The following is a 24,396-nucleotide window of genomic DNA, read 5'->3' on the forward strand; positions in this document are numbered from 1 at the left end:
CCGCCACACGACCCTCATTGGATCACGTGACGGCGGCAATAGGAAAGTTTCTTTAACGTTATCCGGTGAAGACGTGGTCGACCAGGCGGGCGGTGGCCTTACCGGAGTCGTGCGGGGCGTACGTCCGGGCGAAGGCCGCGTAGCGGTCGGCGAGCCGGACCGAGACCGAGTCGATGGTGCGCAGCACCTCGACCACCTCGGCCGAGCTGGCCAGGCGCGGGCCCGGTCGCTGGGCCTCCAGGTCGAGGTAGAGGCCCCGGTTGGTCTTGTACTTGTCGATGTCGGGCGTGAACAACACGATCGGCCGCCCGGTGGCGACGAAGTCGAACATGCTGGAGGAGTAGTCGGTGACCAGCACGTCGGCGATGACCAGCAGGTCGGCCATGTCGGGGTAGGTCGTGACGTCGATCGCGAACCCGCCGAGCGACTGGACGTGCGGGAACGCCTGCATCATGTGCCCGCGGACCAGCACCACGTGGTCGTCGCCCAGCGCCCGCTGCGCGTCGGCCAGGTCGAGCTTGACGGCCGCGTTGCGGCGGTCCCAGTCGCGGAAGGTGGGGGCGTACAGGACGACCCGCTTGCCCTCGGGGATGCCCAGCCGGCGGCGGATGGCCGGGGCCAGCGCGTCGCGGTGGAACAGCACGTCGTTGCGCGGGTTGCCGCACTCCAGCAGCTCGCCCTCGTAGCCGAACGCCTTGCGCAGCACGCCCGACGCCCACGGCGACTGGGAGATCAGCAGGTCCCACTGACGGACCTCGGTGGTCTGCCGGGCGTACACCGGCGGGCGCGGCTCGCGCCGCATGTGGGGCAGGTCGCGGCCGATGTGCTTGACCGGGGTGCCGTGCCAGGTCTGGACGTAGACCTGGTCGTCGCGGGCCCGGAACCACGGCGGCAGGAACTGGTTGGCCACGATGTAGCGGGCGCGGGCCAGGGCCTCGTAGTGCTCCCGGCTGCCCTCCCGCACGACCGTCGGCACGATGCCCTCGCCGAGCCCGAGCTCCGCCGAGCCCGGGGGCACGAAGGCGCCGTCGCGGACGACCCAGATGTGCTCGCCCTCGTCGCCCCGGCGCACCCGCTCCTCGTAGATGGCGCGCGGGTTGTCGGAGTAGGACCGGCCGTCGAAGGAGGCGTAGACGGTGGCCTGGCGGATCGGCTTGGCCTTCTCGGCCGGGTAGAAGGTGCGGCTGAGCGCCCAGACCCCGGCCGCGCTGCGCTCGTCGCCGGGCCGCTCCTCGGCCGCCACCAGGACGGGCACGTCGTAGCGGGTGGCCACGAACCGGTAGACCCGGCCGCCGACCGTGCGCTGCTCCTCGTCGATGGTGTCGAGGGCGGCGTGGTCGACCCGGACGGGGACCATCGCGGGGCCGTACTTGCCGGGCGGGGCGACCGACATGGTCCAGGTGCCCTCGACCAGCGGGGTGGTGTCGCCGAAGCGGGCCATCGCGCCGGGCGCGAACTCCACGGTGAAGGCGGTGCCCTCGCGGCGCAGCGGCACCCGGTAGGTCAGCCCGCCCCGGTGCCGCAGCACCAGATCGCGCTCGCCGGTCTCGGCGGGGTAGTCGCCCTCCAGCGTGAGGACGCCGTCGCGCCAGGCCATCGCCTTGATGACGGGCAGCACCTTGTGGCCGGAGATGACCACGCGGTCGCGCCGGTCGCCCTGGACGGTGATCTCGCGGTCGCCCAGCAGCAGCCGGGTCTCCGGAGTGCCCTCCAGCATGACCGAGGCCGCCGGGTCACCCTTGGGCTCGACCCAGAGCCGCCGCGCGTCGGCGGTCAGCAGGGTCTGCACGCTCAGCGAGAGCGAGAAGACGCTGCCGCCCTCGGCGGGGGTGAACTCGGCCGGCATGCGGTGGCCGCCGACGCGGGCCTTGCCCTTGCTGACGGGACGTCCCGGCAGGAAGCCGGTCAGCTCGATCTGCTCGCCGTCGAGCTTGACGCCGGTCAGCTCGGCCCGGGTGGGCTGGAGCACGACCTGGAGCGCCTTGTCGGAGGTCCAGACGGGCCGCACCCACCAGCGGTCGCGGGTCCTGCGCCCGGCGGGCCGCTCGACCCGGCCGATCGACGGGCCGCGCAGCACGCCCTTGGCTCGGGCGGCGCGCGACCAGATCACGATCTCGGCCCGCCAGGTGGTGGTGTCCTGGACGGTGTGGCGGCGCTTGAGCATGCGCTTGCCGCCGCGGACCAGCGCCCGCACCCCGGCCCGCCAGCGCAGCGAGAACGGGTTGAGCTCGGCCTGGAAGCCGGCCCAGTCGTAGTTGCAGCCGGGCTCGCGGGCGTCGTGGGTGGCCTCGGGCCGGAAGACCCGGGTGGTCTTGAGGGTGACGGGCGGCAGCCAGCGCGGACCGCGCAGGACCACCGTCGCCCGGTTGAAGCGCCGCGACCGCACCGACAGGCCGGCCAGGTAGGCGTGGCCGGTGATGCGGAGCTTGCCGCCTTCCCAGGTGATGTCGTCGATCTGGGTGACCGGCACCATGTCGGCGGGGCGCAGGCGCAGCAGCGACTGGTCGGGGACCTCCACGGGGAGGTCGGCGTACCAGCGCAGGCCCTTGCGGACGCGGCGGGACGGCTCGGCGGCCGCGGCGGCCAGCTTGGCCAGCGCGTCACCGTCGGCGAGCGTCTTGGTGTCGGAGGTCTCGACCAGGTGAAAGGCCACCCGGCGGCCGACCGGCAGGTCGCGCTTGACCTTCGGGTCGACGGTGGCCAGATAGGGGCGCAGCACCTCGATGGCCTGGGCCCTGCGGGCGGGCCCGCGCTTGGCGGCGGCGTCGAGCCGGGCGCCCAGGCAACCGGCCAGCACCTCGGCGTCGAGCCGGGCGCGTTCGGCGCTGCTCAGACCCTCTGCGCGGATGAGCTCCACCAGGGCGTCGAGTGGCTCGCCCCGGTCATAGAGCTCCTGGACAGCCCGCAGTCGATCGGCGACGGAATCGCCCTGGCGAGCGGGTGTCATAAGGGGGCACCACCCTTCGGATGACCGGTGTTTCAGAAATGGTAATGCCGGTTAAAGGGGGATTCCGTCCCATCGTGCCTCACGCATCAATGCGCGTTCCCCTTTCACCGGTGTTCCTTCCGTACGCCACCTGCGGAGACATTCGGCCTCCAGCCCCGGCGGCGGGCTCCCATCGGTTCTGATCACGCGCCACCACGGGACGCCTCCGCCCCACGTGGCCATCACCCGCCCCACCTGCCGGGGCCCGCCTTCACCGAGATATTCGGCCACGTCGCCGTACGACATGACCTTCCCGGGCGGGATCCGGTCGACCAGGTCGAGGACCCGGTCGGCGAAAGGGGGCGGGTGTCCGTTCATTGGCTCCAGCTCGTCGGTCCGGCGTAGAGGAGGTCCTCCAGCTTGCCGAATTCGATGTCGCCCTGTTCCAGAATTCCGTCGCGGACGCCGTAGACCTCGCCGTCCTCACCGACCAGTCGCCCGCCCAGCAGCTCGGCGACGCGCGCCAGATGGGCGAGGTGCCAGTCGGATTCCGGCGAGCCGAACAACCGGCCCGACCATTCGGCCACCCGGTGGCCGTCGTCGCCATGCCGCGCGACGACCTCTCCCGCCTCGGCCGATCCGCGCACCTCTAGGTCGGAATGGCCCGACAGCGCCCGGACGAGTTCGGCGTAGGCGAGCGCTGATTCACGCTCGACGCGCAGCTCGTAACCCATGAGGCGCGACGATAGCGAACCTTTGCCCCTTGTTGTGATGAGAAAGGGCAAGTTTCCCTCTAAGTCGTCATCTCCTTCTGCGGGCCAGCAGTCCCGCGAGAAGGCCGAAGGCGGCCAGGCTCAGCACGGCCACCGTGCCGAAGACCCACAACCGGAGCGGGTCGGGGCCGGGCGGTCGCGGGCCGTCGGACTTGGGGCCCCCGCCGAAGTAGAGGTCACCGGCGACCGGCACGGCCTCCTGGTATCTCGCCAGCTCACCGGCCCGGCTCAGCGCCCTGCCCGCGTTCACCACGCCGAAGCCGACCTTGTCGTCGTAGCCGTTGCCAGGGTGGGGCCCGGCCGAGTCGGACATCGACCGGGCGACCAGTTCGGCGGGCAGCCGGGGGTATTCGGCCCGGATCAGGGCGGCCACCCCGCCCACGAGGGCGCTCGCCGCCTGGGTGCCGTTCACCGCCAGCTGCCGGCCGCCCACACGGCCCGCCGGGATGCGCACGCCCGGGGCGGCGACCAGGACCGAGAGGTTGTCGGAGCTGCCTGGGGCGCGCACGCCCGCGTCGTCGACGGCGGCCACCCCGATCACGCCGGGGAACCCGGCGGGGAACTGCCAGTAGGAGGTGCCGTTGGCGGTGGACGAGGGCCACTGGCCGATGTCGCCCGCCCCCGAGACGATCACCACGTCGCGCTGGAGGGCGTAGGCGACCGCGTCGCGCTCGACCCGGCCGACGCCGAAGATGCCCATCGGCACCACGATCACCTGGGCGCCGTGGTTGACGGCGTAGCGCACGCCGCGCGCGATCGGGCTGTCGAGCGGGGTGCCCTGCGCGTCTTCGGGGTCGACCAGCCCGCCTTCCAGGGGCATCGAGGTGATCGGCACCGACAACACCGTGGCCTCGGGCGCGGTGCCCTGCCCGCCGCCGCCGGTCCCGTTCCCGGCGACCAGCCCGGCCAGGACGGTCGAGTAGTCGTTGGTGCGCATCTCGTCGCCCTCGAAGAGGGTTCCCGTCATGTCGGGGGCCTGGACGACGCGGCCCTTCAGCTCGGCCGGTTCGCCGACGCGGTCGTGGAGCAGCGCCACGGTCACCCCGGCGCCCTTCGTCTTGGCCCAGGCGGCGTCGACGCCGAGGTCGTCGAGGGGGGCCGGGGCCGCCGCGACGGCCAGCAGCGCGGCCACCGCCAGGGCGGCCGCCCTCAGCACTCGTTCCCCTGGGTGCAGCGCGGCACGTCGGGCTCCTCGCCCAGCGACCGGGCCACCCGGCCGCCGAGGGCCTGCGCGGTCGGCCACAGCTCGCTGTGCAACAGCTCCTCCTGCGGGATCGCGTCACGGGTGCGTCCGTCGGTGTACCCCGCGGTGTAGAAGACGATGTACGGCCCCACCCCGACCCAGCCCGACCGCTGCCGCTGGGCCGCGCCGAACAGGTCGGTCACGGTGCCCGGGAAGGCCACCGGCCGCACCCCGACCCGGTCGTCGATCGGCAGTTTGGCGGCGGCGGAGGTGCGGGCGTCCTCGTCGGCCATGACGGCCACGCCGATGGTGATCGCGAAGGCGCCCGACTGGTCGACGTAGGTCGCCCGGAGCAGCGACCGGCACGACACCTCGCGGAAGACCGAGGCGACCGAGCGGTCGACCCCCGCCCAGCAGGGGATCTCGGGCGCGATGCCGACCCGGCGGGCGAACTGCTGCGAGCGGGCCAGGCCGACGTATTCGAGCTCGTCGGGGAAGACCATGGACGCCGGCCAGTCGTGCCAGCGCCGCGCGACGTCCTCTTTCACGTAGTCGGCGCGTTCCTGGCCGGTCAGGGGCCGGGAACGGGTCTCCTGGACGATGCCGACCCCGGCGATCACCGCGTTGACGGCCGCCACCAGCACCGCGGCCGTCAGCAGGCTCGTGACGATGCCGCGGCGGCGGATGCCCTTCTCAAGCTCCCGCCGCTCCTCGGCCGCCTTGACGGCCGCCGCGCGCCCGCGCGTGGCCGGCCATGGGCGCACCCGCGTTCGCTGGGCTCGCGGCTGCTGTGGCGACATTCCTCAATGTTACGCCGAAGACTCCATACGCCAACGATTCGGTAGAGGTCTCCTAGGTGGCGATTTCTGGTGAAGCCTCCCTGCGCCGCGCCCTGCGGGCGCAGACGACGATCACCGCGACACTGCCACCTGCCCCGATGAGCCCGGCGGCGCCCGCCGCGCCGTAAAGGGTGATCATCCGGCGGTCGCGCTGGACCATCGCGATCGGCTCGGGCGAGGCGGTGGAGAAGGGGCGGTCGGGATCGTGGGCCTCCTTCCCGGAGGCCGTCGGTCTATGCCCGGCGAGCCGGGCGGCGGCGGCCAGCGCGCGGCCGGCGTTCACCACGCCGAAGCCGGTGCCGGTGTTGTAGCCGGCGCCCTTGGGTGCGACGGCGGAGCCGGCGAGCGCCTGGGCCACCAGCGCGGGCGACATCTTCGGATATTTCGCTTTTATCAAAGCGGCCACACCCGACACCAGAGCCGTCGCCTGCGACGTGCCCCGGCCGACCCAGTATTCGTCGCCGGGCCCGGCGCCCAGGATGTCGACCCCCGGCGCGGCCAGCATCACCGAGGCGTTGCGGGTGGAGAAGAAGGCCCTCTGCATCGTTCCGGTCACCGCCGCGACCGAGATCACCCCGGGCAGCGAGGCCGGGTAGGAGTAGTGGCCCCCGGTGTCTTCGGCGCCGTCGTTCCCGGCCGCCGCGACCAGCACCACGTTGTTCGAGATCGCGTACGCCACCGCCGCGCGGTCGTCCTCCGTCGCGGCGCCCTTGGCGATCGACAGGTTGATCACGTCGGCGCCCTCTTCGACGGCGTAGCGGATGCCCTTGGCCATCACGCCCTCGTAGCGCTCGTCCATGTTGAACGTCTTGAAGCCCGGCTCGTCGTCTTCGAGGATCACCCGGACCGACAGGATCCCGGCCTCCGGGGCGACCCCGACCACGCCGTCCCGCCCGCCGGGACCGTGGCCGTGCCCGGCGATGAGGGAGGCCATGTAGGTGCCGTGCAGCCGCTGGGGCCGCACGCCGGACGGGTTGGCGCCCTTGGTGAAGTCGCGGCCCACCCGGACCGACCCGGCGAGGTCGCGGTGGCCGGGGTCGACGCCCGAGTCGAGCACGGCCACCAAGACGCCGTCGCCCTTGGTCTCGCGCCAGGCCCGCTCGATGCCGATCATGCCGAGCGCCCCGGTCTGCCCGCCCCGCACGCCGTCGGCGTAGGCCGGGACGGCGAGGAAGAGCAGCGGGAGCGCCGCCGCGAGGGCCCGGATCAGCACAGGAAGCCCTCCGACTCGCAGGTCGCCCGCGCGGGCACGACGAGACCGCGGGCGATCTGCTCCGACAACTCGTCGGTGAAGGTGAACATCGAGGTCAGCGGGCGGCCCAGAGCCTTGGCGGGGCGGCCGTCCGCCTGCCCGGCGGTGACCATCACGAGATAGGGGCCGGCCCGGTGGTAGGTGCCGTACTGGCGACCGGCGGCGGTGAACCGCTCGGTGGCGGTCTTGGCGAAGGTCAGGGGGCGCAGGCCCGGCGAGGGGCGGTGTTCGCGGGGCAGCGCGGTGGTGGCGGCCATCACGGCGGCGGAATCGCGGAAGGCGGCCACCCCGATGGTGACCACGACGCCCTCGACGGCGTCGAGATAGGTGGCGCGGATGAGGCCGCGGCACCCGGCCTCGTCCATGGGAGCACGAAGCGCGGCGTCGACGGCGCGCGCGCAGTCGGTCTCGGGGCCGATGCCGACCCGGCGGGCCACCTCACGGCCACCCTGCTCGGAGGTGTAGGCGAGCCGTTCGGGGAAGATCTTGCCGGCCGGCCAGGTGCGCCAGCGGCGGGCCAGCTCCTCGGCCGCGGCGGCGCGGCGTTCCTGTTTGGTGGGGCCACGGGTCAGCTCGGTCATCGCCGAACTGACCCCCACCCCCGCGACGACCGCGCAGCTCACCGTGAGGGCCGACGCCACGACGAGCGCCGGCCAACTGCGTCTTTCCGTCACGGACCGACTGTAACCGGGCCAGATGGGTCGTATCAGTAAGTCGGCTGAGACGGGTCTACCGTCTTGACCCAGCTCAGCACGCCTCCACCCACGTGGACGGCGTCGGCGAACCCGGCGCTCTTCAGCACCGCGAGCACCTCGGCCGAGCGCGCGCCCGACTTGCAGTGCAGCACGATCTTCTTGTCCTGCGGCATCTTCTCCAGGGCCGAGCCGTTGAGGAACTCGCCCTTGGGGATCAGCGTCGCGCCGGGGATGCTGACGATTTCGTACTCGCCCGGCTCACGGACGTCGACGAGGTAGATGTTCTCGCCGTCGTCCTGCCACTTCTTGAGCTCGAGCGCGGTGATCGTGGACCCCTGCGCGGCCGCCTGGGCCTCGTCGGAGACCACGCCGCAGAACGCCTCGTAGTCGTCGAGCAGCGCGGTGACCGTGGGGTTCTTGCCGCACAACACGCACTCGGGGTCCTTGCGGACCTTGACGTCGCGGTACTTCATCTCCAGCGCGTCGTAGATCATCAGACGGCCCACCAGCGGGTCGCCGATGCCGGTCAGCAGCTTGATGGCCTCGTTGACCTGGATCGAGCCGATCGAGGCGCAGAGCACGCCGAGCACGCCGCCCTCGGCGCAGGAGGGCACCATGCCGGGAGGCGGGGGCTCCGGGTAGAGGCAGCGGTAGCAGGGACCGTGCTCGGCCCAGAAGACGCTGGCCTGGCCGTCGAAGCGGTAGATCGAGCCCCACACGTAGGGCTTGCCCAGCAGCACCGCCGCGTCGTTGACCATGTAGCGGGTGGCGAAGTTGTCGGTGCCGTCGACGATCAGGTCGTAGCCCGAGAAGATGTCCATCACGTTGTCGGTGGTGAGGGCCACGTTGTGGATCACCACATTGACGAGCGGGTTGATCTCGCGCACGGTCGCCGCGGCCGACTCGGCCTTGAGGCGGCCGACGTCGGACTGGCCGTGGATGATCTGGCGCTGCAGGTTCGACTCGTCGACCACGTCGAAGTCGATGATGCCGAGCGTGCCCACGCCCGCCGCGGCCAGGTACATCAGAGCCGGGGAACCGAGGCCGCCCGCGCCCACACACAGGACCTTGGCGTTCTTCAGCCGCTTCTGCCCGGTCATCCCGACGTCGGGGATGATCAGGTGGCGCGAGTAGCGGCGCACCTCGTCGACGGTGAGCTCGGGGGCCGGCTCGACCAGCGGTGGCAACGACACAGTTCCACTCCCGTTTCAGGGCGTTTGAGGGTAAGGCTCGCGCCCCCGGAGGGGCACGCTCCACATCACAACCTAACCGGCGCGTCCGCGCATTCCCGAATCAGCGCACGGGCCTCGCGGGCGACGATCTGAGGCGACTCCATCTGGGCCACGTGGCCCGCCCACGGCAGCGTCACGATGCGGACGTCCCGGAAGGCGCGCGAAGCGCGGGCGGCCATGCGCGCGTCGACGATGCGGTCGCGGCGCCCGTGGATGACCAGGGTGGGGGCCTCGACCCGGGCCGCCTCACGCCAGAGGTCGGGCCGGAAGTACTCGCGCACGATGCCCCGGGCCGAACCGATCATGGCCGAGGCGGAGTAGGGCAGGTCGTCACGGCGGCGCAGTTCCTCGATCGCGGCCGCCAGCCGGTCGGGGTGCACGCAGCCGAGGTCGCCGTAACACATGGAGATGGTGGCCTGGATGCGCTTCTCCGGCGGCACGACCACCGACATCCGCCGCACCACGAACTCGGCCACGCCGGGCACCGCCGACAGCGCCACCCGCGCCGGGCCCACCCGGGGCAGCAGGTCGGGCATCGCCGGCGAGACCAGCGTCAGGGACTTCACCAGATCGGGACGCCACGCCGCCACCCGTACGGACACCGCCCCGCCCAGCGAGTTGCCGAACAGGTGGACCGGCCCGCCCACCCATTCGATGAACCGCACCATGGCCCGCGCGTGGGCGGACACCGAATAGTCGCGGTCTTCGGGCTCGGGTGACCACCCGGCGCCCGGCAGGTCGGGGGCGAACGTGCGCACCTGCTCTTTGAGCAGGTCGGACAGGTCGGTCCAGTTGGTCGCCGAGCCCGCCAGACCGTGGATCATCACGGCCTTCTCCCGGGGCCCGTCAGGCGTAAATCGGTAATTAAGCCGCAGATCGCCAAGATCGACCCGGTCACTCGGCCAGTCGGGCACCGGGCCCGGAATCTCCGGGGAAATCGGGTTTGTCACGCCACGTCCTCCCGCCGTTTACGGACAATCCACCCCATCGTACTCCATGGCTACGCTAAGTGACCGCAAAAGCCCGATACTGCCCGTTTTGTCACGCAGAGTGAGGACATAACACGATCAGGCACCAGCCAATCACAAGGAGTAATTGATGCAGCTCAAGAAGCTCGCCAGCACCCTGGCTACCGCCGCCCTCGTCGGCGGCGGCGCCGTCCTCGCCCTCGCGACTCCCGCCGCCGCCGACGGCGGTGGCTACGAGTGGTCGGGTGACGACTGGGGCCACGGCCACCACGGCCACCACGGTCACCACCACTTCCACAACCACACCTGCGTCTTCAAGGTGCGGCACGGCTCGCACCACGCCGACCCGAAGCTGCACCACGGCGCCTTCCCGGCGGGCCGCTTCCGGCACTACATCCGGGTCTACCACCGCCCGTGGCACCGTAGCCGGATCGTCGGCTACCTGCACGCCGGCGGCTACACCATCGGCAAGTGCCACCCGGTCCGCGGCCACCACCACGGCGGCGGCGGCTGGGGCGGCGGCTGGGACGGCGACGGCGGCGGCGACTGGGGCGGCGACGGCGACGGCGGCGGCTGGGGCCACGGCTTCCACGGCGGCCACCACTTCCACAAGGTCAAGTCGCACTTCAAGCGTCACCGCTGGAGCCCGCGCACCGGCTTCACGGAGGGCTGGCACCTCCACAAGCAGTACCGCTGGCACCGCAACTAGCAGGACCTGATCACGGAATGACCTGAGTGGTCTTCTGAGATCCCGGCGACGATCGTGCCGCGATGACTCCGGTCATCGCGGCACGTTTCGTTTGGTCACGCAGGGTTATCACCCAGAGGATCGTATTGATTACTGGGAGTGATGATGAGAACCCGTCTGACTGGTATCGCCGTCGCGGCGGCCCTTGCCTCCGGCACCCTCGTGACCGCGGCGGCGTCCCCCGCGGACGCGGAGGCCTGCTCGTATCAGCTCATGAGGGGCGCCAAGAGCATGTTCAACGCGGCCGCCCCGGTCCACACGGCGCCCGACGTCAAGAGCAAGATCATTGACGACCTCTACAACCTCGGCGACTTCATCACCGGCAGTTGCCTGCTCTACGGCGAGGACAAGAGGTGGCGCCGCGTCGTCGGCGTCGGCAACGGCCGCGCGGGCTACGCCCAGAACATCTACCTGAGGCGAGGCAACAAGTTCGAGCTCGACTACTGACGCACGGCCGTCACTAGGCGGTCTTGCGGGCCTTCTTCTTGGGCTCCGCCTTCTTCTTCTGGGCGCCCTCACGCTCGCGCTTCGCGGCGTCGACGCTGGCCCGCAGGGCGGCCATGAGGTCGACGGCGGGGCCCGCCTCGGCCGGCGCCTCGGCCGGCACGACCTCGCGCCCGGCCACCTTGGCGTCGATGACCTCCTGGAGCGCCTCTCTGTACGCGTCCTTGTACTCGCCCGGGTCGAAGTCGGCCACCATCGTCTCGATCAGCGACTCGGCCATCTTGAGCTCCTGCGGGCGCAGGTCGATGTCCTCGTCGAGGAACGCGAAGTCGGCGGTACGCACCTCGTCGGGCCAGAGCATCGTCTCCAGGACGAAGATCCCCTCACGCACCCGCAGGGTGGCCAGCGACTCGCGCTGGCGCAGCGCGACCTTCACGATCGCGACCTGGCCCGACCGCTCCAGGGCGTCGCGCAGCAGCACATAGGGCTTCGCGCCCTGGGCGTCGGGCTCCAGGTAGTAGGACTTGGCGAAGTAGATGGGGTCGATCTGCTCCACGGGGGTGAACTGGAGGACGTCGATGCGGCGGGAACTCGACAGCGGCAGGTCGGCGAAGTCGTCGTCAGTCAGCACCACCATGTCGCCGGTGGGCAGTTCGTAGCCCTTGGCGATGTCGGCGTAGGCGACCTCTTCCCCGTCGACGGTGCACACGCGCTTGTACCGGATACGGCCGCCGTCCTCCCGGTGGACCTGGTGGAAGGAGACGTCCTTCTGCTCCGTCGCCGAGTAGAGCTTCACGGGGATCGTCACCAGGCCGAACGAGATGGCGCCCTTCCAGATGCTGCGCATAGCCACATTCTCGTCTCTGTGTTCGAATACCGCCATGTCGGGATTCAGATGACTTACCTAATGGGCACATACCCCCTGTGGCACTGCCATACCCGGTCGAACCGATGCTCGCCGTACCCGGCCCGCTGCCGTCGGACGGCGCCCACTACGTGCTCGAGGTCAAGTGGGACGGCATCCGGGTGATCGCCTACCTGGAGGGCTCCCCGCGGCTGTTCGGCCGCAAGGGCGTCGACGTCACCGGGCGCTACCCCGAGGTCAGCCGCCTGGAGGTGCCCGGCCACTCGGTCGTGCTCGACGGGGAGGTCGTCGCGTTCGACCACGACGGGAAGCCGTCGTTCGAGCTGATCCAGCGGCGCATGCACGTCGGCGACCCCGGCGCCCACGGGCTGCTGCGGGCGGTGCCGGTGACGTACATGCCCTTCGACCTGCTCGCCCTCGACGGCGAGGCGCTGCTCGACCGGCCCTACCACGAGCGGCGGCGACGGCTGGAGTCACTCGGCATCACGGTCGCCCCCACCTTCCCGTGCCACCCCGACGTCGTGGCCGCCACCAAGGAGCAGGGGCTCGAAGGGGTGGTCGCCAAGCACGTCGACTCGCGTTATCGGCCGGGCACCCGGTCACCCTGGTGGGTCAAGGTGAAGAACGTGACCGAACGCGAGGTCGTCATCGGCGGCTGGCGGCCGGGCAGGGGCCGAAGATCGGGCGGCATCGGGTCGCTGCTGATGGGGGCCTTCGGCCCCGACGGCTTCGTCTTCCTGGGTCATGTCGGCACGGGGTTCAGCGACGCCGCCCTCGACGAGCTCTACACGCTGCTCGCACCGCTGGAGATCCCGCGCAGCGCGTACACGAGAGAACTGCCCAGGGAGATCGCCAGAGACGCGCGCTGGGTGCGCCCGGAACTCGTCGGCGAGGTCACCTACGCCAACCAGACCACCGAGGGCCGCCTGCGCGCCCCCTCGTGGCGCGGCCTGCGCCCGGACAAGATCCCGGCGGAGGTACGGCTGTGAAGAAGGTCCCCGTCCAGGTCGAGGGCCGTGACCTCGTGCTGAGCAACCTCGGCAAGACGCTCTACCCCGAGGCCGGGTTCACCAAGGCCGAGGTGATCGACTACTACACCCGCATCGCGCCGGTCCTGCTCCCCCATCTGCGCGGGCGGCCGCTGACCGTGAAGCGCTACCCGAACGGCGTCGGCGGAGCCTTCTTCTTCGAGAAGAACGCGCCCGCCCACACCCCTCCCTGGGTCCGCCGGGTACGTCTGCCCGTCCCCGGCAGCACCAAGGACCGCGAGACCATCGACTTCGCGATCGTCGACGACCTGCCGACGCTGGTCTACTACGCCAACCTGGCCGCCCTGGAACTGCACGTGCCCATGTGGCGGGTGTCGGACGACGGCGACCCCCTGCCCCCCGACCTGCTGGTCTTCGACCTCGACCCGGGGGCCCCTGCGACGATCGTCGAGTGCTGCGAGGTGGCGCTGCTGCTGCGCGACACCCTGGGGGACGAGGGCCTCGACTGCTTCGCCAAGACCAGCGGCAACAAGGGCATGCAGCTCCACGTGCCGTGGGACTCGGAGGTGAACACCTCGGAGTTCGCGAAGGTGGTCGCCGAACGGCTCGCCCGCCGGCACGACTTCATCACCGCCGTGATGGCCCGGCGGGAACGCCCGGGAAAGGTGTTCATCGACTGGAGCCAGAACAACCCGGCCAAGACCACCGTCGCCGTCTACTCCATGCGCGCCAACCCCCACCCGACCGTCTCCACCCCACTGACCTGGGAGGAGGTAGCCGATTGCGACCACCCCGACCAGCTCAGGTTCACCACGTCCGACGTGCTGGCGCGGGTCGAGGCGTCCGGAGACCTGTTCCCGTAGTGTGGGCCGAGAGGAGGACGCCATGTCCGAGAAGAGCGAAGCCACCGAGGCCGACGTCGCCGAGCAGAACCGCCCCCTCGACGACGAGCCCGAAGAGGACCCCTGGCCGGAGGATCTGCCCCTGGAGGCCGACCCGGCGGACACCGCCGACCAGAACCGGGCATATGCCGACGATGAGGACGACTATCGCTGACCTGGTGGCCCAGCCGTAGAATGTGGCCGCGGCCGAAGGCCACTTGATCAGAAGAGAAGCCCGTGCGCAAGGAGAGGCCGTGACCGCTACCCCGGACGCCAAGCCCCGGGGCACCCGGCTGCCCCGGCTCGCCCGCCGCCGCCAGCTGCTCAGCGCCGCCCAAGAGGTCTTCGTCGAGAACGGCTACCACGCGGCCGCCATGGACGAGATCGCCGAACGGGCCGGCGTCAGCAAGCCGGTGCTCTACCAGCACTTCCCGGGCAAACTCGAGCTCTACCTGGCGCTGCTCGACGTCCACGTCGACGACATGGTGTCGCGCTGCAAGGAGGCGCTGGCCTCCACCACCGACAACAAGCAGCGGGTCCAGGCCGCCATCGGCGCGTTCTTCGACTTCGTCTCCAGCCAGGGCGAGGCCTTCCGGCTGGTCTTCGAGAGCGACCTGCGCAACGTCGCGGCCGTGCGCGAACGCATGGAGCGCTCGCTGCGGCAGAGCGCCGACGCGATCGCCGAGGTGATCCAGGAGGACACCGGCTGCTCCAGCGAAGACGCCCACCTGCTCGGCGTCGGGCTCGTCGGCATGGCCGAGGTGAGCGCCCGCTACTGGCTGACCAGCGGCGGCGCGATCCCGAAGGACGCCGCGGCCGGGCTCATCGCCCGCCTGGCCTGGCGCGGCATCGGCGGTTTCCCGCGCACGACGTAGCCACCCCGTGGTTACGCCCGCCGCGATCAGAGCTCTGCCGGAGCGATTTCCGGGGCCACGATGGAACCCTCTCGAAAGGGGCCCAGATGGAAATCAAGATCGGCGTGCAGTCGGTGCACCGTGAACTCGTCGTCGAGACCGACCTCACCGTCGAGGAGATCGAGACGGAGATCCGCAACGCGCTCGCGGCCGACCGCGGCGTCTTCTCCATCACCGACGTCAAGGGAAACCGGGTGATCGTGCCCGTCGCGGCGCTCGGCTTCGTCGAGATCGGCGAGGGGGCCAGCCGTTCGGTCGGGTTCGGCGGCACTCTCTAGATTTCTCGCGTGAGGGCCTTCGGGCGCCGCTTTTGGACGGCGGCGCCCATTGGCTTCTCTAACGGGGACCGTGGATACAGCCCGGCGGACGTCTGCGTGGGATGTGTGCGTCGTCCCTGCGTCTGCTGATGGTCGGGCATCCTGAGCTCGCCCTGCGCAACACGGCGCGGGAGGCCCATCGGTTCGGTCCACATCTTGTCAAGGAACTGCCGTAGCGGCGCGAGGCCCTCATAACTCGCACGGTACAACCCCATGGCGCCTTCACGCCTCTCGATCATTACTCTGGGGCGCCTGATTCAGCCTCCGGGGGTGAGCCCGAGCGCCGCCATCCGCTTGCCGTGCTCCTCTGTCAGCTGGGCGAACATGCGTCCGATGGCGGCCAGGTCGTCGCCGTCGACCAGCAGCGCGGCCAGTTCGGGCCGGGCCGTGGCGACCCGGTGGGCCTGGCTCAGCGCCTCGCCGACCAGCCGCCGCGCCCACAGGGCCAACCGGCCGCCCAGGCGCGGATCCTCCTCCAGGGCCTTCCTGACACGCTCGACGACCAGTTCCGAGCGGGCCTCGTCGGCCAGCGCCTGGTCGACCAGCTTCTGGGTCTCCTCGTCGACCCTGCGGGCGGCCACGCGGTAGAAGTCGCCGGCCAGCCCCGTGCCGACGTAGGCCTTCACCAGGGCCTCGTACCAGTCTCCCGGCTGGGTCTGCTCGTGCCAGGCGTCGAGGGCGTCGGCGAAGGGCGCCATCGCCTCCTCCGGGTCGGCCCCCAGGTCGGCGATCCGGTCGCGGACCAGCCGGAAGTGGCCGTATTCGGTGGCCGCCACGTCGCCGAGCGCCGCCCTGTCGGTCAGCGAGGGGGCCAGCACGGAGGCGTCCTGCGCCATCCGGAGGAACGCGGTGAGCTCGGCGTAGGCGAGCACGCCCAGAAGGTCGACGACACCGGGCCGGGAAATGGTCATGGCAGCAGCGTAGGGGGGAAGGCTCACGAAGAAACATGCGAAACACGCCGCAAATCGGTTAGCAGCTGTGGTATCGAGTAGACTGCTCGGTGAGAAGTGCGACCGCACTGTGTTGATCCGGGGTATCTGTTCCCGGTAACCCCCAGAGAGTTTGGCTGCGCGCGGTCGCGTACGACGTCGAAGGCGCCTTTCGTAAGGACCCGGCACGCGAGCCCGTTTGGTCACGAAACCGCCTTCGCCACACGACTGAGGCAGGCGACGATTACGACGTTCCGAGACCTGGGTGTCATCCCAGAGATCGCCGATGCCCTGGAGACCGAGGGCATCGTCTCACCTTTCCCGATTCAGGAGATGGCTCTCCCCCTCGCGCTGTCCGGCCAGGATGTCATCGGCCAGGCCCGCACCGGCACCGGCAAGACCTACGCCTTCGGCGTCGCGATGCTCCAGTCCGTCGGGAAGCCACGCAAGAACCGCAAGAAGCCCCGGGGCCTCGTTCTGGTCCCGACCCGTGAGCTGGCCCTCCAGGTGACCGAAGACCTCGTCCTGGCCGCCGGGAAGCTCGGCTCCCGCATCCTGACCGTCTACGGCGGGCGTGCCTACGAACCGCAGGTCGAGGCGCTCAAGAGCGGCGTCGACGTCATCGTCGGCACACCGGGCCGGATGCTCGACCTGATCAAGCAGAAGCACCTCGACCTCAGCCAGATCACCATGATGGTGCTCGACGAGGCCGACCGGATGCTCGACCTGGGCTTCCTGCCCGACATCGAGCGCATCATCAAGCTGGTGCCGGAGCAGCGGCAGACCATGCTCTTCTCGGCCACCATGCCGGGCGAGATCGTGGCGCTGTCGCGGCGTTACCTGACCCGCCCGATCCATGTGCGCGCGGAGACCACCGAGGCGGAGAACGACGCCCCCTCGCAGGTCACGCAGTACGTCTACCGCACCCACCGGATGGACAAGATCGAGATCCTGGCCCGGCTGCTGCAGGCCGAGGGCCGAGGTCTCACGATGGTCTTCTGCGAGACCAAGCGGGCCTGCGACATGGTCCACGAGCAGTTGCGCGACCGCGGGTTCGCGGCGGCGGCCGTCCACGGCGACCTCGGCCAGGGCCAGCGCGAGCAGGCCCTGCGGGCGTTCCGCAACGGCAAGATCGACGTGCTGGTGGCCACCGACGTGGCGGCCCGCGGCATCGACATCGACGACGTCACCCACGTGGTCAACTACGACCTGCCGCAGGACGAGAAGACCTACGTCCACCGCATCGGCCGGACCGGCCGGGCCGGTCGCACCGGCGTCGCGGTGACGTTCATGGAGTGGACCGAGATGACCCGCTGGAAGGTCATCAACAACGCGCTGGGCCTCGGCAACCCCGAGCCGGCCGAGTCCTACTCCAGCTCGCCCCACCTGCTCGAAGAGCTGCGCATCCCGCCGGGCACCAAGGGCGTGCTGCCGCGCGCCAACCGCTCGCGGGCCGGCCTCGACGCCGAGGAGATCGAAGACCTCGGCGAGACCGGCCGCACCCGCAGCCGCCGCGACAGAGACCGCGACAAGGACCGCGACCGTGACAGGGACCGCGACAGGGAGAAGGACGAGCGCAGGGAGCGCCCGGCCCGCAACCGCCGTCGCACCCGGGGCGGCCGCACGTCCGACGAGGTCACCGAGACGGTCATCGAGCCCGTCACCGAGACCGGCGCCGAAGCCGTCGACGTCGTCGAGGTCCCCGAGGCGGTCGCCCCGTTCGAGGGCGACATCCTCGATCCGATCCACGATGAGATTCACGAAGTTGAGGAAGAGGTGGAGGTGACTCCCATGGAGACCACCCGACCGGCCGAACCCGAGAAGATCATCCCGGCCAGCCCGTTCGCGATCATCTTCCGTTCGCCCGACCTGGCCACCGAAGACGACCTGCCCGCGCCCTCGGCCGCCACCGAACGCAAGGCCCAGCGCGGCAACGGCCGTCACTCCGGCTCCGGCGGCAACCGCCCGCGCCCGCGCCGCAACTAGCCCGAACACCGCAGGGCTCCGCTCATCTGCGGCGCCCTGCGGGTTTCAGTATCGTGGCTTCACGTGAGTACGCCGAGATTCCTGGACCTGCCACCCGGGGTGAGCCCCAAGCGGATCGAGACCCCTGAAGGGGTGTTCGCCGCCCTGGAGGCGCTGCCCGGCAGCGGCCTGCCCGACCGGTGGCCGGCCCTGCTGGTGCCCGGCTACACGGGCAGCAAGGAAGACTTCCTCTCGGTGTTGCAGACCCTGGCCCAGGCGGGCCGCCGGGTGGTGGCCGTCGACCTGCGCGGCCAGTACGAGACACCGGGCCCCGACGACCCCGCCGCCTACACCTGCGCGGCCCTGGGGCGTGACGTCGACTCCCTGGTGGCCGTCGTGGGCGGCGGAGAGCCCGTCCACCTGCTGGGCCACTCGTTCGGCGGCCTGGTCACCCGGGAGACCGTGCTCGACGGCACCGGCAAACTGGCGTCCTACACGCTCATGAGCTCCGGCCCGGCCGGGATGGTGGGCGCCCGCGAGGTGGCCGGCCGCCGCATGCTGGAGAAGATGCCCGAGCTCGGCCTCGAAGCCATGTGGACCGAGAAGATGGAGCCCGACGCCCTGCGCGCCGGCGTTCCCGAGGAGATCGTGGCCTTCCTGCGCCGCCGGCTGTTCGCCAACTCGCTGGTCGGCCTGGAGTGCATGGGCCGGGCCGTCCTCGACGCCGACGACCGCGTCGACGAACTGGCCGAGACGGGCCTGTCGATGCTGGTCCTCTACGGGGAACACGACGACGGCTGGCCGCCGCGACTGCAGGCCGAGATGGCCGACCGCCTCGACTGCGAGTGCGTCGTGGTGCCCGGGGCGGTCCACTCACCCGCCGTGGAGGCCCCGGAGACGACGGCGGCCGCCCTCACCCGCTTCTGGAACGCGGCCGAAAGCATGATGCTGGCCCGCTGACAGAGCCGGTCGCCAGGATCAGCTGAATGCAGGCGCGGGAGCCGAGGCCGCCTCAGGGAGGCCCAACCCCGTCTAGATGGGCGCCAGGCCGTCCCATGGTTCCTTGTCGGGGGCGGCCGCCTGGCCTTCAGGGCAGTGTTTGCGGAAGTCGCACCATGAGCACAACACGCCCGGCGACGGCGCGAACGTCTCGTCTGTGGCCTCGCCCGCGCGGTAGGCCTCGTCGGCCTCCTGGGCCTCGGCGGCGATCTGGTCGGCCCGGGACAGGTGGCGGGCCAGGGACTCGTCGGTGTGCTCCCACTCCACGACCTCGCCGGTCGGCAGGTGGTGCAGCTCGACCCGGTGGCAGGGCCGCCGTAACATGCGGCCCGCCGCCACGGCGTAGACCGCCAGGGCCAGGGAGCCGCGGGCGTCGTCGCTGGTCAGAGGGCGCCGGCCGGTCTTGTAGTCGACCACGACCAGTTCGTCGCCACGGCGGTCGAGGCGGTCGATGCGGCCCGAGAGGGCCATCACGGACGTGCGGGTGGCGACGGTGCGCTCGACGCCGACCGGCTCGTCGGAGGGGTCGAGCGTGGCGGTGTAGCCGGAGACCATCTCGCGGGCCCGGTCACGCCACTTCAGCGACTGTTCGGCGTCGCGGAAGCCCTCGGTGATCCACCCGTTGGAGACCAGGATCGCCGCCGACAGCGGGGTCCGGCGCTCGTAGGGCTCCCGCCACCACGCCGCCAACGCGTTGTGGACCGACGCGCCCACGCTGTTGTGCGCCCACGGCGGCCCCTTCTGGGGCGCGGGGCGGTCGAGGTAGGTGAACCGGTAACGCCGTCGGCAGTCGAGCCAGGAGTTGAGCCGCGACGGCGTGCACGAGAAGAGCCGCCGCGGCATTCCTTCCAGGGGGAGCTGCTCCACCGCGCTCAGTCGTCGTCGGCGTTGAGGCGGATTCCCGACACGCGGGTGCCGTCGGTCAGCGGGCCCTCGGGCTGCTCCTCGGGGGCTGCGGTCAGCGAACCGGAGAGCCACCGGTCGAACAGGGGCTCCAGATCGCCGATCGTGGTCTCCTCGCCGTGGGCGGGGAGGACCCGGGTCTCGCCGGGGAGGGTGAAGAGCCGCTCGCCGATCGAGGTGAGCTGGTCGGCCAGGGCCGGGTAGTCGCCGCCGAGCTTGCCCGGGCCGTCGGCCAGCAGGGTCTTGCCGGTGAAGACGACGCCCAGCGACTCGGCCAGCAGCGACACGCCGCCCGCCGTCACACCCGGGGTGTTCATGACCTCGAGCTCGGTGTCGGCGACGGCGAACAGGCCCTCGTCCTCCATCTCGATGTCGGGCCAGGTGTCTTCCCAGGTCTGCCGCCACAGACGCTTGTCTTTGGGGGCGAGGGCGATCACCGCCTCGTCGCGGGCGGCCACCTCGATGGCGCCGCCGACGTGGTCGGGCAGCCCGTGGGTGCAGATGACGGCGAGAACCTGCCGCTCGCCCACCTTCTCCAGGATCTTCTCCGCGTCGCGCGCGGGGTCGATGACGATGACCTCGTCGTCGTCTCCCACGATCCAGGTGTTGTTCTCAACCTTGTGCTCGACGTCGTCGATCTCGACGACCCCCGAGGTCACCACTCGCTCGATACGCGCTGTCACGAACAGCACTCTAGCCCGTTCCCGCCGCGCCTTCCCCCGTCAGACGTGGAGAGAACGCCCCGAAGGGCACGTCCCACTCCAGATCACGGAGATCGGCCAGCGCGAGTTGCATCAGGGCGATCAGATTCCCGGCTTCACCCGGCCAGGCGACCGTCCAGAGCCAGCATCCGGCGGCCTCGCCGACGTACACCGCTCTGTCCCCCGGCACGCCGTCGGTCACCACCCAGAGCGGGATGGAGTGCCCGTTGACCTCGATCTTGGTGAGCGGGACGCCGGTCACGACGTCACCGGGGTCGGGGCCCGGCAGGCCGGCGTACGCCGACCCGAGGCCGACCCCCGGCTCCTCCGAGATGATCAGCACGTCGGCGGGCCCGAAACTGAGCGACGGCCCGGAGACCGCGACCACGGCGGCCCGGTCACCCGCCTCGGCGAAGCCGGTCACCAGCCACCCGGCGGGCAGGGGCCAGGGCACCCAGGCGGGCACGGCCGAGCCCCTGATCAGCTCGACGGCGGCCGGACCAGGCCGATGGGAGCGATGCGGCAGCACCTCGCCGTGGACGGTGCACCGCCAGGCGCTCGACCAGATATTGGGTTCGCTCAGCGGGCCGAAGCACCGGGGACAGGTGGGCGCGGCTCTCACAGTTACTCACCGTGCTCCGATGCCCGGGACCCGTCAAGGCCTCCCGGGGGTTTTAGCCGTAATCTTGGCGTTATGCGCTGTGTTGGGGCAATCATCCGCGACACCGAGGGTCGCCTCCTGCTCATCCAGCGTGGCCATCCCCCGTCGGAGGGCCTGTGGTCCCTGCCCGGCGGCCGCGTCGAAGAGGACGAGACCGACGGCGACGCCCTGCGCCGCGAGGTCCGCGAGGAGACCGGCCTGGAGATCGAGGTGGGCGCCCTGGCCGGGACGATCGTGATCGGCTTCTACGAGATCTTCGACTATTACGCCCACGTGATCGGCGGCGACCTCAGGCCGGGCGACGACGCGGCGGCGGCCGTCTGGGCCACCGCCGATGATCTTGTACGTCTCCCGCTGACGAAGGGCCTCCTCGACTTCCTCGACGATCTGTGATCGCTACGCGTCCCCCGACGACAGCGTGCTGCGCCAGATGGTGATGTTGTCGGTCCTGCTCGTCGTCGAACGCCCCACCGCGATGACCCGCTGGCCCGAGATCGTCACCGCCTCCAGCCACTGCGCGCCCGCCCCGCCGAGCCCGTCTTCCACGAGCCCGTGCCGGACCCACACCAGCCCGTCCTCCGACGCCCACACCGAGCTGTCCACCTCACTGCCGGTCCCGTGGGCGCCCACGGCGACGATGCCGCGCTCGCTCGCCGTCAGGTCGAGCACCACGGCCGGGGCCTCGGCGGGCAACCAGGCGAACTCCCAGCTTTCGCCGCCGTCGCCGCTCACCGCCGAGAACGGCCGGGTGCCGTCGTCGGTCAGGGCGGTCCCGGTGGCGATCAGCTTTCCGTCGCGGACGACGATGTGGCGCAGCCCCGCCGACTGGGCGTCGTCGGGCAGCACCCGGTTCCTGGCCTCCCACTTCAGCCCGTCGGCGGAGACCCAGACGACCCCGTTCTCGCGTTCGGAGCGGCCGGTCCCGCCGATGGCCACGAAGCCGTCGCCGGTCGCGGCCACGTCGTGGATGCGCACCTCGGCCGCCCCCGCGGGCAGGTCGCCCACGCGGGTGAACTTCTTCAGGTCGCCGGTGAACCAGAGCGCGGGGCCGATCCCGGCGCCGGTCTGGTCCTCTCCGGCCAGCACGTAGCCCTTGGGCCCGGCGGCGACCGTCTGGGGCGCCAGGTAGTAGTGGCCCTCGGGCGCGGACATCTCCGGCCCCGGCCGCCAGCCCTTGCCGTCGGACGACACCACCAGCAGCGGCTTGGTCACCAGCAGGTCGGCCATCGTGCTGCCGACGGCGAGCCAGCCCTTGGGGCCGTAGGCGACGTCCGAGAGCGCCTGCCGGCCGGACCCGCCGAGCCACTGGGAGTTGATCGCCTTCCAGTTCGCGCCGTTGTTCCCGCTGGTCCAGATGCCCGCGTCGCCGTTGGCCGAGCCCACCGCGACGAACGCGCCCCCGGCCGCCAGCACGCCCGAGGTGTTGCGCGCCAGCCGGTTCAGGCCGGGCACGCTCTCCAGCGGCACGGCCCGCGCGGCCTTGCCCTTCTCGGCCGTCATCAGGACGGGCAGGTTCTCCACGTCTCCCGCGCCGCGTTTGTCGCCACCGGCGACCAGGCGTCCGCTGTCGGTGATGGTCAGCCCGCGCAGCGTTCCGGGGATGAGGCCGAGGTCGGCCCGTTTCCGCCAGTCGCGGCCGTCGTCGCTAGTGAAGAGGGCGTACTCCTCCCACGCCGACTCCACGACGGCGGCCAGGCCCGCGCCCGAGGCGGACAACCCGCGCACGCCGCTCCCGGCCGGGCTCAGGGGCCCGATGGTCCCGCACGCGGTCCAGTTCTGGCCTTCGGGCGAGCAGTGCACCCGTACACCCGGACCCGGGAAACGCTGCCCCGTCGGCACCAGCACGAAGCCGTCGGCCGAGGCCGCCAGCGCACCGGTCTCGGGCCTGATGTCGGGCAGCGCCGTCGCCGTACGCAGCCACGATCGCCCCCCGTCGTCGGAACGCAGGATCACCGTGGCGGTGCCCGAACCGGGCTCGGCCAGGGCGACGACCTTGTCTCCCTTGGCCACGACCGCCTTGACGGTGCGGATCATGTCGGGAGTGCCGATCCTGGGGGTCTCCACCCGCGTCCACGCCTGCCCGTCGGCGGAGGTCCAGGCGACCGCGCCCGGCGTGCCGTCGCGCTGGACGGTGCTGCCGACGGCGACGAAGCCGGTGGCGGTCCGGGCCAGATCGGTCACCCGGTCGGATTCGAGGAACATCCCCAGCCTGGCCGGGTCGACCGCCGCCCACGACTGGCCGTCGGCCGACGTCCACATGCCCCGGCCCTCGGGCCCGGCGGGGTCGGTGCTGACGGCGAGCCACTTGCCGCCGCTGCCGACCACGCGGCCGGGCGATCCCGGCGCGGCCTCGTAGCCGGGCGGCCCGTTGACCTCGCCGAGCGTCCAGTCCTTGCCGTCGTTGACGGAGACGATGAACAGGGGCCGCGCGATGGCGCTGGTGGTGTCGGTGCCGACCGCCACGATCGTCGACCCCGATGAGGCGACCGAGGTCAGCACCTGCCGCGACCCGTTGCCGGGCAACCCCGGGGCCTGGAACGCCGAGTCGCCCGACTGCCCGTCGCCGACCGCGAGCCGGATGCCCGACGTGGCCGGGGCCGTCGCCCACCGCACCACGAACAGCCCGAACGCCGCGGCCGTGATGACCGCCACGATGACCAGCAGCGGCAACCCGATCCTCGGCCGCCGCCGCTGCGCCCGCACCCCGCGCCGCCCGTGCTTGCCGCCACGGGGAGGCCCCAGCGTGGCCAGCACGTCAGGCCGCAACGGCCGCCCCCCGGGTGGCTTCCCGATCCGCTCGGGCGGCGCCTTCCGAACAGCCGGCACCACCGCCGGCACGTCCTTCTCCCGCCGCCCCGGCCCGAACTCGGGCTCCGGCACGAACTCGGGTTCGGCCGCGATGGCCGGCCGGACCCGGATGCCGTGCTCACGGGGCGGTCCGGAGGCGACGAGTTTGTCGGGATAGTCCGTACGCGCGGGCCGGTCGTCGTCATCGGGCCGCTGCGGAGTCGAGTAGGGCCGATGATGCCGGGGCGGAAAGTCGGAGGGCCGGCTCTGCCGCAGGCCGGGGTCGGGCGGGTAGATGCCCTCGGGCGTGGCGTCTTCGGCGCGGATGGCGGGGTCGACGGGATACATGGGCTCGACACCGGGCGGCAGTCCCCCCTCCCGGACGGCCGACCGTGCCACATCACCGAAAGGCCCCGCGTCATCCG

25 protein-coding genes are annotated in these 24,396 nt (G+C 71.3%); 10 read left to right on the top strand and 15 right to left on the bottom strand.

Going from position 1 to position 24,396, the window contains the following annotated elements; genetic code table 11:
• Positions 1 to 58 precede the first annotated feature (58 nt).
• The 9 genes from GT755_RS36615 to GT755_RS36655 all read right to left on the bottom strand — a co-directional run bounded on the left by GT755_RS36615 (position 59) and on the right by GT755_RS36655 (position 9,850).
• The gene (locus GT755_RS36615; RefSeq protein WP_161484157.1) at positions 59 to 2,947 is read right to left on the bottom strand and encodes a CDP-glycerol glycerophosphotransferase family protein; all 2,889 of its coding nucleotides are present in this window, start codon (positions 2,945 to 2,947) and stop codon (positions 59 to 61) included.
• Between the two features lie 51 nt (positions 2,948 to 2,998).
• The gene (locus tag GT755_RS36620; protein WP_161484158.1) at positions 2,999 to 3,304 is read right to left on the bottom strand and encodes an MGMT family protein; all 306 of its coding nucleotides are present in this window, start codon (positions 3,302 to 3,304) and stop codon (positions 2,999 to 3,001) included.
• On the bottom strand, positions 3,301 to 3,660 hold the full coding sequence (locus GT755_RS36625; protein ID WP_062356077.1) for a hypothetical protein: 360 nt from the start codon (positions 3,658 to 3,660) through the stop codon (positions 3,301 to 3,303). The genes GT755_RS36620 and GT755_RS36625 overlap by 4 nt, the downstream gene beginning before the upstream one ends.
• A 67-nt stretch (positions 3,661 to 3,727) precedes the next feature.
• Positions 3,728 to 4,855, bottom strand: a complete 1,128-nt coding sequence (locus tag GT755_RS36630; RefSeq protein ID WP_161484159.1) for a S8 family serine peptidase — start codon at positions 4,853 to 4,855, stop codon at positions 3,728 to 3,730.
• Complete coding sequence (locus tag GT755_RS36635) at positions 4,849 to 5,682, bottom strand: hypothetical protein (RefSeq protein WP_161484160.1); 834 nt, start codon at positions 5,680 to 5,682, stop codon at positions 4,849 to 4,851. Before GT755_RS36635 ends, GT755_RS36630 begins: the two co-directional genes overlap by 7 nt.
• A gap of 52 nt (positions 5,683 to 5,734) precedes the next feature.
• Positions 5,735 to 6,934 (bottom strand): S8 family serine peptidase, encoded by a 1,200-nt coding sequence (locus GT755_RS36640; RefSeq protein WP_328794743.1) that lies wholly within the window; start codon positions 6,932 to 6,934, stop codon positions 5,735 to 5,737.
• On the bottom strand, positions 6,928 to 7,647 hold the full coding sequence (locus GT755_RS36645) for a hypothetical protein (protein WP_328794744.1): 720 nt from the start codon (positions 7,645 to 7,647) through the stop codon (positions 6,928 to 6,930). The genes GT755_RS36640 and GT755_RS36645 overlap by 7 nt, the downstream gene beginning before the upstream one ends.
• A 32-nt stretch (positions 7,648 to 7,679) precedes the next feature.
• The gene (gene moeZ / locus GT755_RS36650; protein ID WP_161484161.1) at positions 7,680 to 8,861 is read right to left on the bottom strand and encodes an adenylyltransferase/sulfurtransferase MoeZ; all 1,182 of its coding nucleotides are present in this window, start codon (positions 8,859 to 8,861) and stop codon (positions 7,680 to 7,682) included.
• A gap of 65 nt (positions 8,862 to 8,926) precedes the next feature.
• Positions 8,927 to 9,850, bottom strand: a complete 924-nt coding sequence (locus GT755_RS36655; RefSeq protein ID WP_328794745.1) for an alpha/beta fold hydrolase — start codon at positions 9,848 to 9,850, stop codon at positions 8,927 to 8,929.
• Between the two features lie 148 nt (positions 9,851 to 9,998).
• Between GT755_RS36655 and GT755_RS36660 the strand changes: the two genes are divergently transcribed.
• Together GT755_RS36660 and GT755_RS36665 are read left to right on the top strand one after the other, a co-directional pair.
• Positions 9,999 to 10,577 (top strand): fimbrial protein, encoded by a 579-nt coding sequence (locus GT755_RS36660; protein WP_161484162.1) that lies wholly within the window; start codon positions 9,999 to 10,001, stop codon positions 10,575 to 10,577.
• A 144-nt stretch (positions 10,578 to 10,721) separates the two neighbouring features.
• Entirely contained in the window at positions 10,722 to 11,063 is a 342-nt protein-coding gene (locus GT755_RS36665) for a hypothetical protein (protein WP_161484163.1), read from the top strand.
• Positions 11,064 to 11,076: 13 nt separating this feature from the next.
• On the opposite strand, the gene ku is transcribed toward GT755_RS36665, so the two are convergent.
• A complete protein-coding gene (ku, locus tag GT755_RS36670) occupies positions 11,077 to 11,907 on the bottom strand; it encodes a non-homologous end joining protein Ku (protein ID WP_030451796.1) in 831 nt (276 codons plus the stop codon).
• A gap of 77 nt (positions 11,908 to 11,984) precedes the next feature.
• Between ku and ligD (GT755_RS36675) the strand changes: the two genes are divergently transcribed.
• From ligD (GT755_RS36675) to GT755_RS36690, 5 genes are all read left to right on the top strand, one after another.
• Entirely contained in the window at positions 11,985 to 12,914 is a 930-nt protein-coding gene (gene ligD / locus GT755_RS36675; RefSeq protein ID WP_328794746.1) for a non-homologous end-joining DNA ligase, read from the top strand.
• On the top strand, positions 12,911 to 13,777 hold the full coding sequence (gene ligD, locus GT755_RS36680; RefSeq protein ID WP_161484164.1) for a non-homologous end-joining DNA ligase: 867 nt from the start codon (positions 12,911 to 12,913) through the stop codon (positions 13,775 to 13,777). The genes ligD (GT755_RS36675) and ligD (GT755_RS36680) overlap by 4 nt, the downstream gene beginning before the upstream one ends.
• 22 nt (positions 13,778 to 13,799) lie before the next feature.
• Entirely contained in the window at positions 13,800 to 13,970 is a 171-nt protein-coding gene (locus tag GT755_RS38990; protein WP_202610947.1) for a hypothetical protein, read from the top strand.
• A gap of 79 nt (positions 13,971 to 14,049) precedes the next feature.
• The gene (locus GT755_RS36685; protein ID WP_030451799.1) at positions 14,050 to 14,670 is read left to right on the top strand and encodes a TetR/AcrR family transcriptional regulator; all 621 of its coding nucleotides are present in this window, start codon (positions 14,050 to 14,052) and stop codon (positions 14,668 to 14,670) included.
• 86 nt (positions 14,671 to 14,756) lie between these two features.
• Positions 14,757 to 14,987, top strand: a complete 231-nt coding sequence (locus GT755_RS36690) for a DUF3107 domain-containing protein (protein ID WP_161484165.1) — start codon at positions 14,757 to 14,759, stop codon at positions 14,985 to 14,987.
• Positions 14,988 to 15,283: 296 nt separating this feature from the next.
• Here GT755_RS36690 and GT755_RS36695 read toward each other — a convergent pair whose 3' ends face one another.
• The gene (locus tag GT755_RS36695) at positions 15,284 to 15,937 is read right to left on the bottom strand and encodes a ferritin-like fold-containing protein (RefSeq protein WP_161484166.1); all 654 of its coding nucleotides are present in this window, start codon (positions 15,935 to 15,937) and stop codon (positions 15,284 to 15,286) included.
• Between the two features lie 351 nt (positions 15,938 to 16,288).
• On the opposite strand from GT755_RS36695, the gene GT755_RS36700 reads away from it, so the two are divergent.
• Entirely contained in the window at positions 16,289 to 17,941 is a 1,653-nt protein-coding gene (locus GT755_RS36700; RefSeq protein ID WP_202610948.1) for a DEAD/DEAH box helicase, read from the top strand.
• A gap of 63 nt (positions 17,942 to 18,004) precedes the next feature.
• Positions 18,005 to 18,880 carry an alpha/beta fold hydrolase gene (locus tag GT755_RS36705; RefSeq protein WP_161484167.1) on the top strand — a complete coding sequence of 292 codons (876 nt, stop codon included), beginning with the start codon at positions 18,005 to 18,007 and terminating at the stop codon, positions 18,878 to 18,880.
• Between the two features lie 72 nt (positions 18,881 to 18,952).
• Here GT755_RS36705 and GT755_RS36710 read toward each other — a convergent pair whose 3' ends face one another.
• The 3 genes from GT755_RS36710 to GT755_RS36720 are packed head-to-tail and all read right to left on the bottom strand — an operon-like array spanning position 18,953 to position 21,145.
• A complete protein-coding gene (locus tag GT755_RS36710; RefSeq protein ID WP_202610949.1) occupies positions 18,953 to 19,762 on the bottom strand; it encodes a RecB family exonuclease in 810 nt (269 codons plus the stop codon).
• A 29-nt stretch (positions 19,763 to 19,791) separates the two neighbouring features.
• Positions 19,792 to 20,505: an MBL fold metallo-hydrolase gene (locus tag GT755_RS36715; protein WP_161484169.1), complete on the bottom strand. Its 714-nt coding sequence runs from the start codon at positions 20,503 to 20,505 to the stop codon at positions 19,792 to 19,794.
• Between the two features lie 10 nt (positions 20,506 to 20,515).
• Positions 20,516 to 21,145, bottom strand: a complete 630-nt coding sequence (locus tag GT755_RS36720; RefSeq protein ID WP_161484170.1) for a DUF6758 family protein — start codon at positions 21,143 to 21,145, stop codon at positions 20,516 to 20,518.
• Between the two features lie 72 nt (positions 21,146 to 21,217).
• Here GT755_RS36720 and GT755_RS36725 point away from each other — a divergent pair, with 72 nt between their 5' ends.
• Entirely contained in the window at positions 21,218 to 21,577 is a 360-nt protein-coding gene (locus tag GT755_RS36725) for an NUDIX domain-containing protein (RefSeq protein WP_161484171.1), read from the top strand.
• Positions 21,578 to 21,580: 3 nt separating this feature from the next.
• Here the strand turns inward: GT755_RS36725 and GT755_RS36730 are convergent, their stop codons facing one another.
• Complete coding sequence (locus GT755_RS36730; protein WP_161484172.1) at positions 21,581 to 24,319, bottom strand: beta propeller repeat protein; 2,739 nt, start codon at positions 24,317 to 24,319, stop codon at positions 21,581 to 21,583.
• Positions 24,320 to 24,396 lie beyond the last annotated feature (77 nt).

Origin of the sequence: Herbidospora solisilvae, from assembly GCF_009901565.1 — a bacterium.
Lineage (GTDB): Bacteria > Actinomycetota > Actinomycetes > Streptosporangiales > Streptosporangiaceae > Herbidospora > Herbidospora solisilvae.

What these genes read in the sequence shown, in the direction of transcription:
- ku (WP_030451796.1), bottom strand. Translation starts at nt 11,907, where the DNA reads ATGCGCAGCATCTGGAAGGGCGCCATCTCGTTCGGCCTGGTGACGATC.
- GT755_RS36615 (WP_161484157.1), bottom strand. Translation starts at nt 2,947, where the DNA reads ATGACACCCGCTCGCCAGGGCGATTCCGTCGCCGATCGACTGCGGGCT.
- GT755_RS36620 (WP_161484158.1), bottom strand. Translation starts at nt 3,304, where the DNA reads ATGAACGGACACCCGCCCCCTTTCGCCGACCGGGTCCTCGACCTGGTC.
- GT755_RS36725 (WP_161484171.1), top strand. Translation starts at nt 21,218, where the DNA reads ATGCGCTGTGTTGGGGCAATCATCCGCGACACCGAGGGTCGCCTCCTG.
- GT755_RS36660 (WP_161484162.1), top strand. Translation starts at nt 9,999, where the DNA reads ATGCAGCTCAAGAAGCTCGCCAGCACCCTGGCTACCGCCGCCCTCGTC.
- GT755_RS36625 (WP_062356077.1), bottom strand. Translation starts at nt 3,660, where the DNA reads ATGGGTTACGAGCTGCGCGTCGAGCGTGAATCAGCGCTCGCCTACGCC.
- GT755_RS36710 (WP_202610949.1), bottom strand. Translation starts at nt 19,762, where the DNA reads ATGCCGCGGCGGCTCTTCTCGTGCACGCCGTCGCGGCTCAACTCCTGG.
- GT755_RS36695 (WP_161484166.1), bottom strand. Translation starts at nt 15,937, where the DNA reads ATGACCATTTCCCGGCCCGGTGTCGTCGACCTTCTGGGCGTGCTCGCC.
- GT755_RS36700 (WP_202610948.1), top strand. Translation starts at nt 16,289, where the DNA reads ATGGCTCTCCCCCTCGCGCTGTCCGGCCAGGATGTCATCGGCCAGGCC.
- GT755_RS36730 (WP_161484172.1), bottom strand. Translation starts at nt 24,319, where the DNA reads ATGTATCCCGTCGACCCCGCCATCCGCGCCGAAGACGCCACGCCCGAG.
- GT755_RS36690 (WP_161484165.1), top strand. Translation starts at nt 14,757, where the DNA reads ATGGAAATCAAGATCGGCGTGCAGTCGGTGCACCGTGAACTCGTCGTC.
- GT755_RS36635 (WP_161484160.1), bottom strand. Translation starts at nt 5,682, where the DNA reads ATGTCGCCACAGCAGCCGCGAGCCCAGCGAACGCGGGTGCGCCCATGG.
- GT755_RS36665 (WP_161484163.1), top strand. Translation starts at nt 10,722, where the DNA reads ATGAGAACCCGTCTGACTGGTATCGCCGTCGCGGCGGCCCTTGCCTCC.
- GT755_RS38990 (WP_202610947.1), top strand. Translation starts at nt 13,800, where the DNA reads ATGTCCGAGAAGAGCGAAGCCACCGAGGCCGACGTCGCCGAGCAGAAC.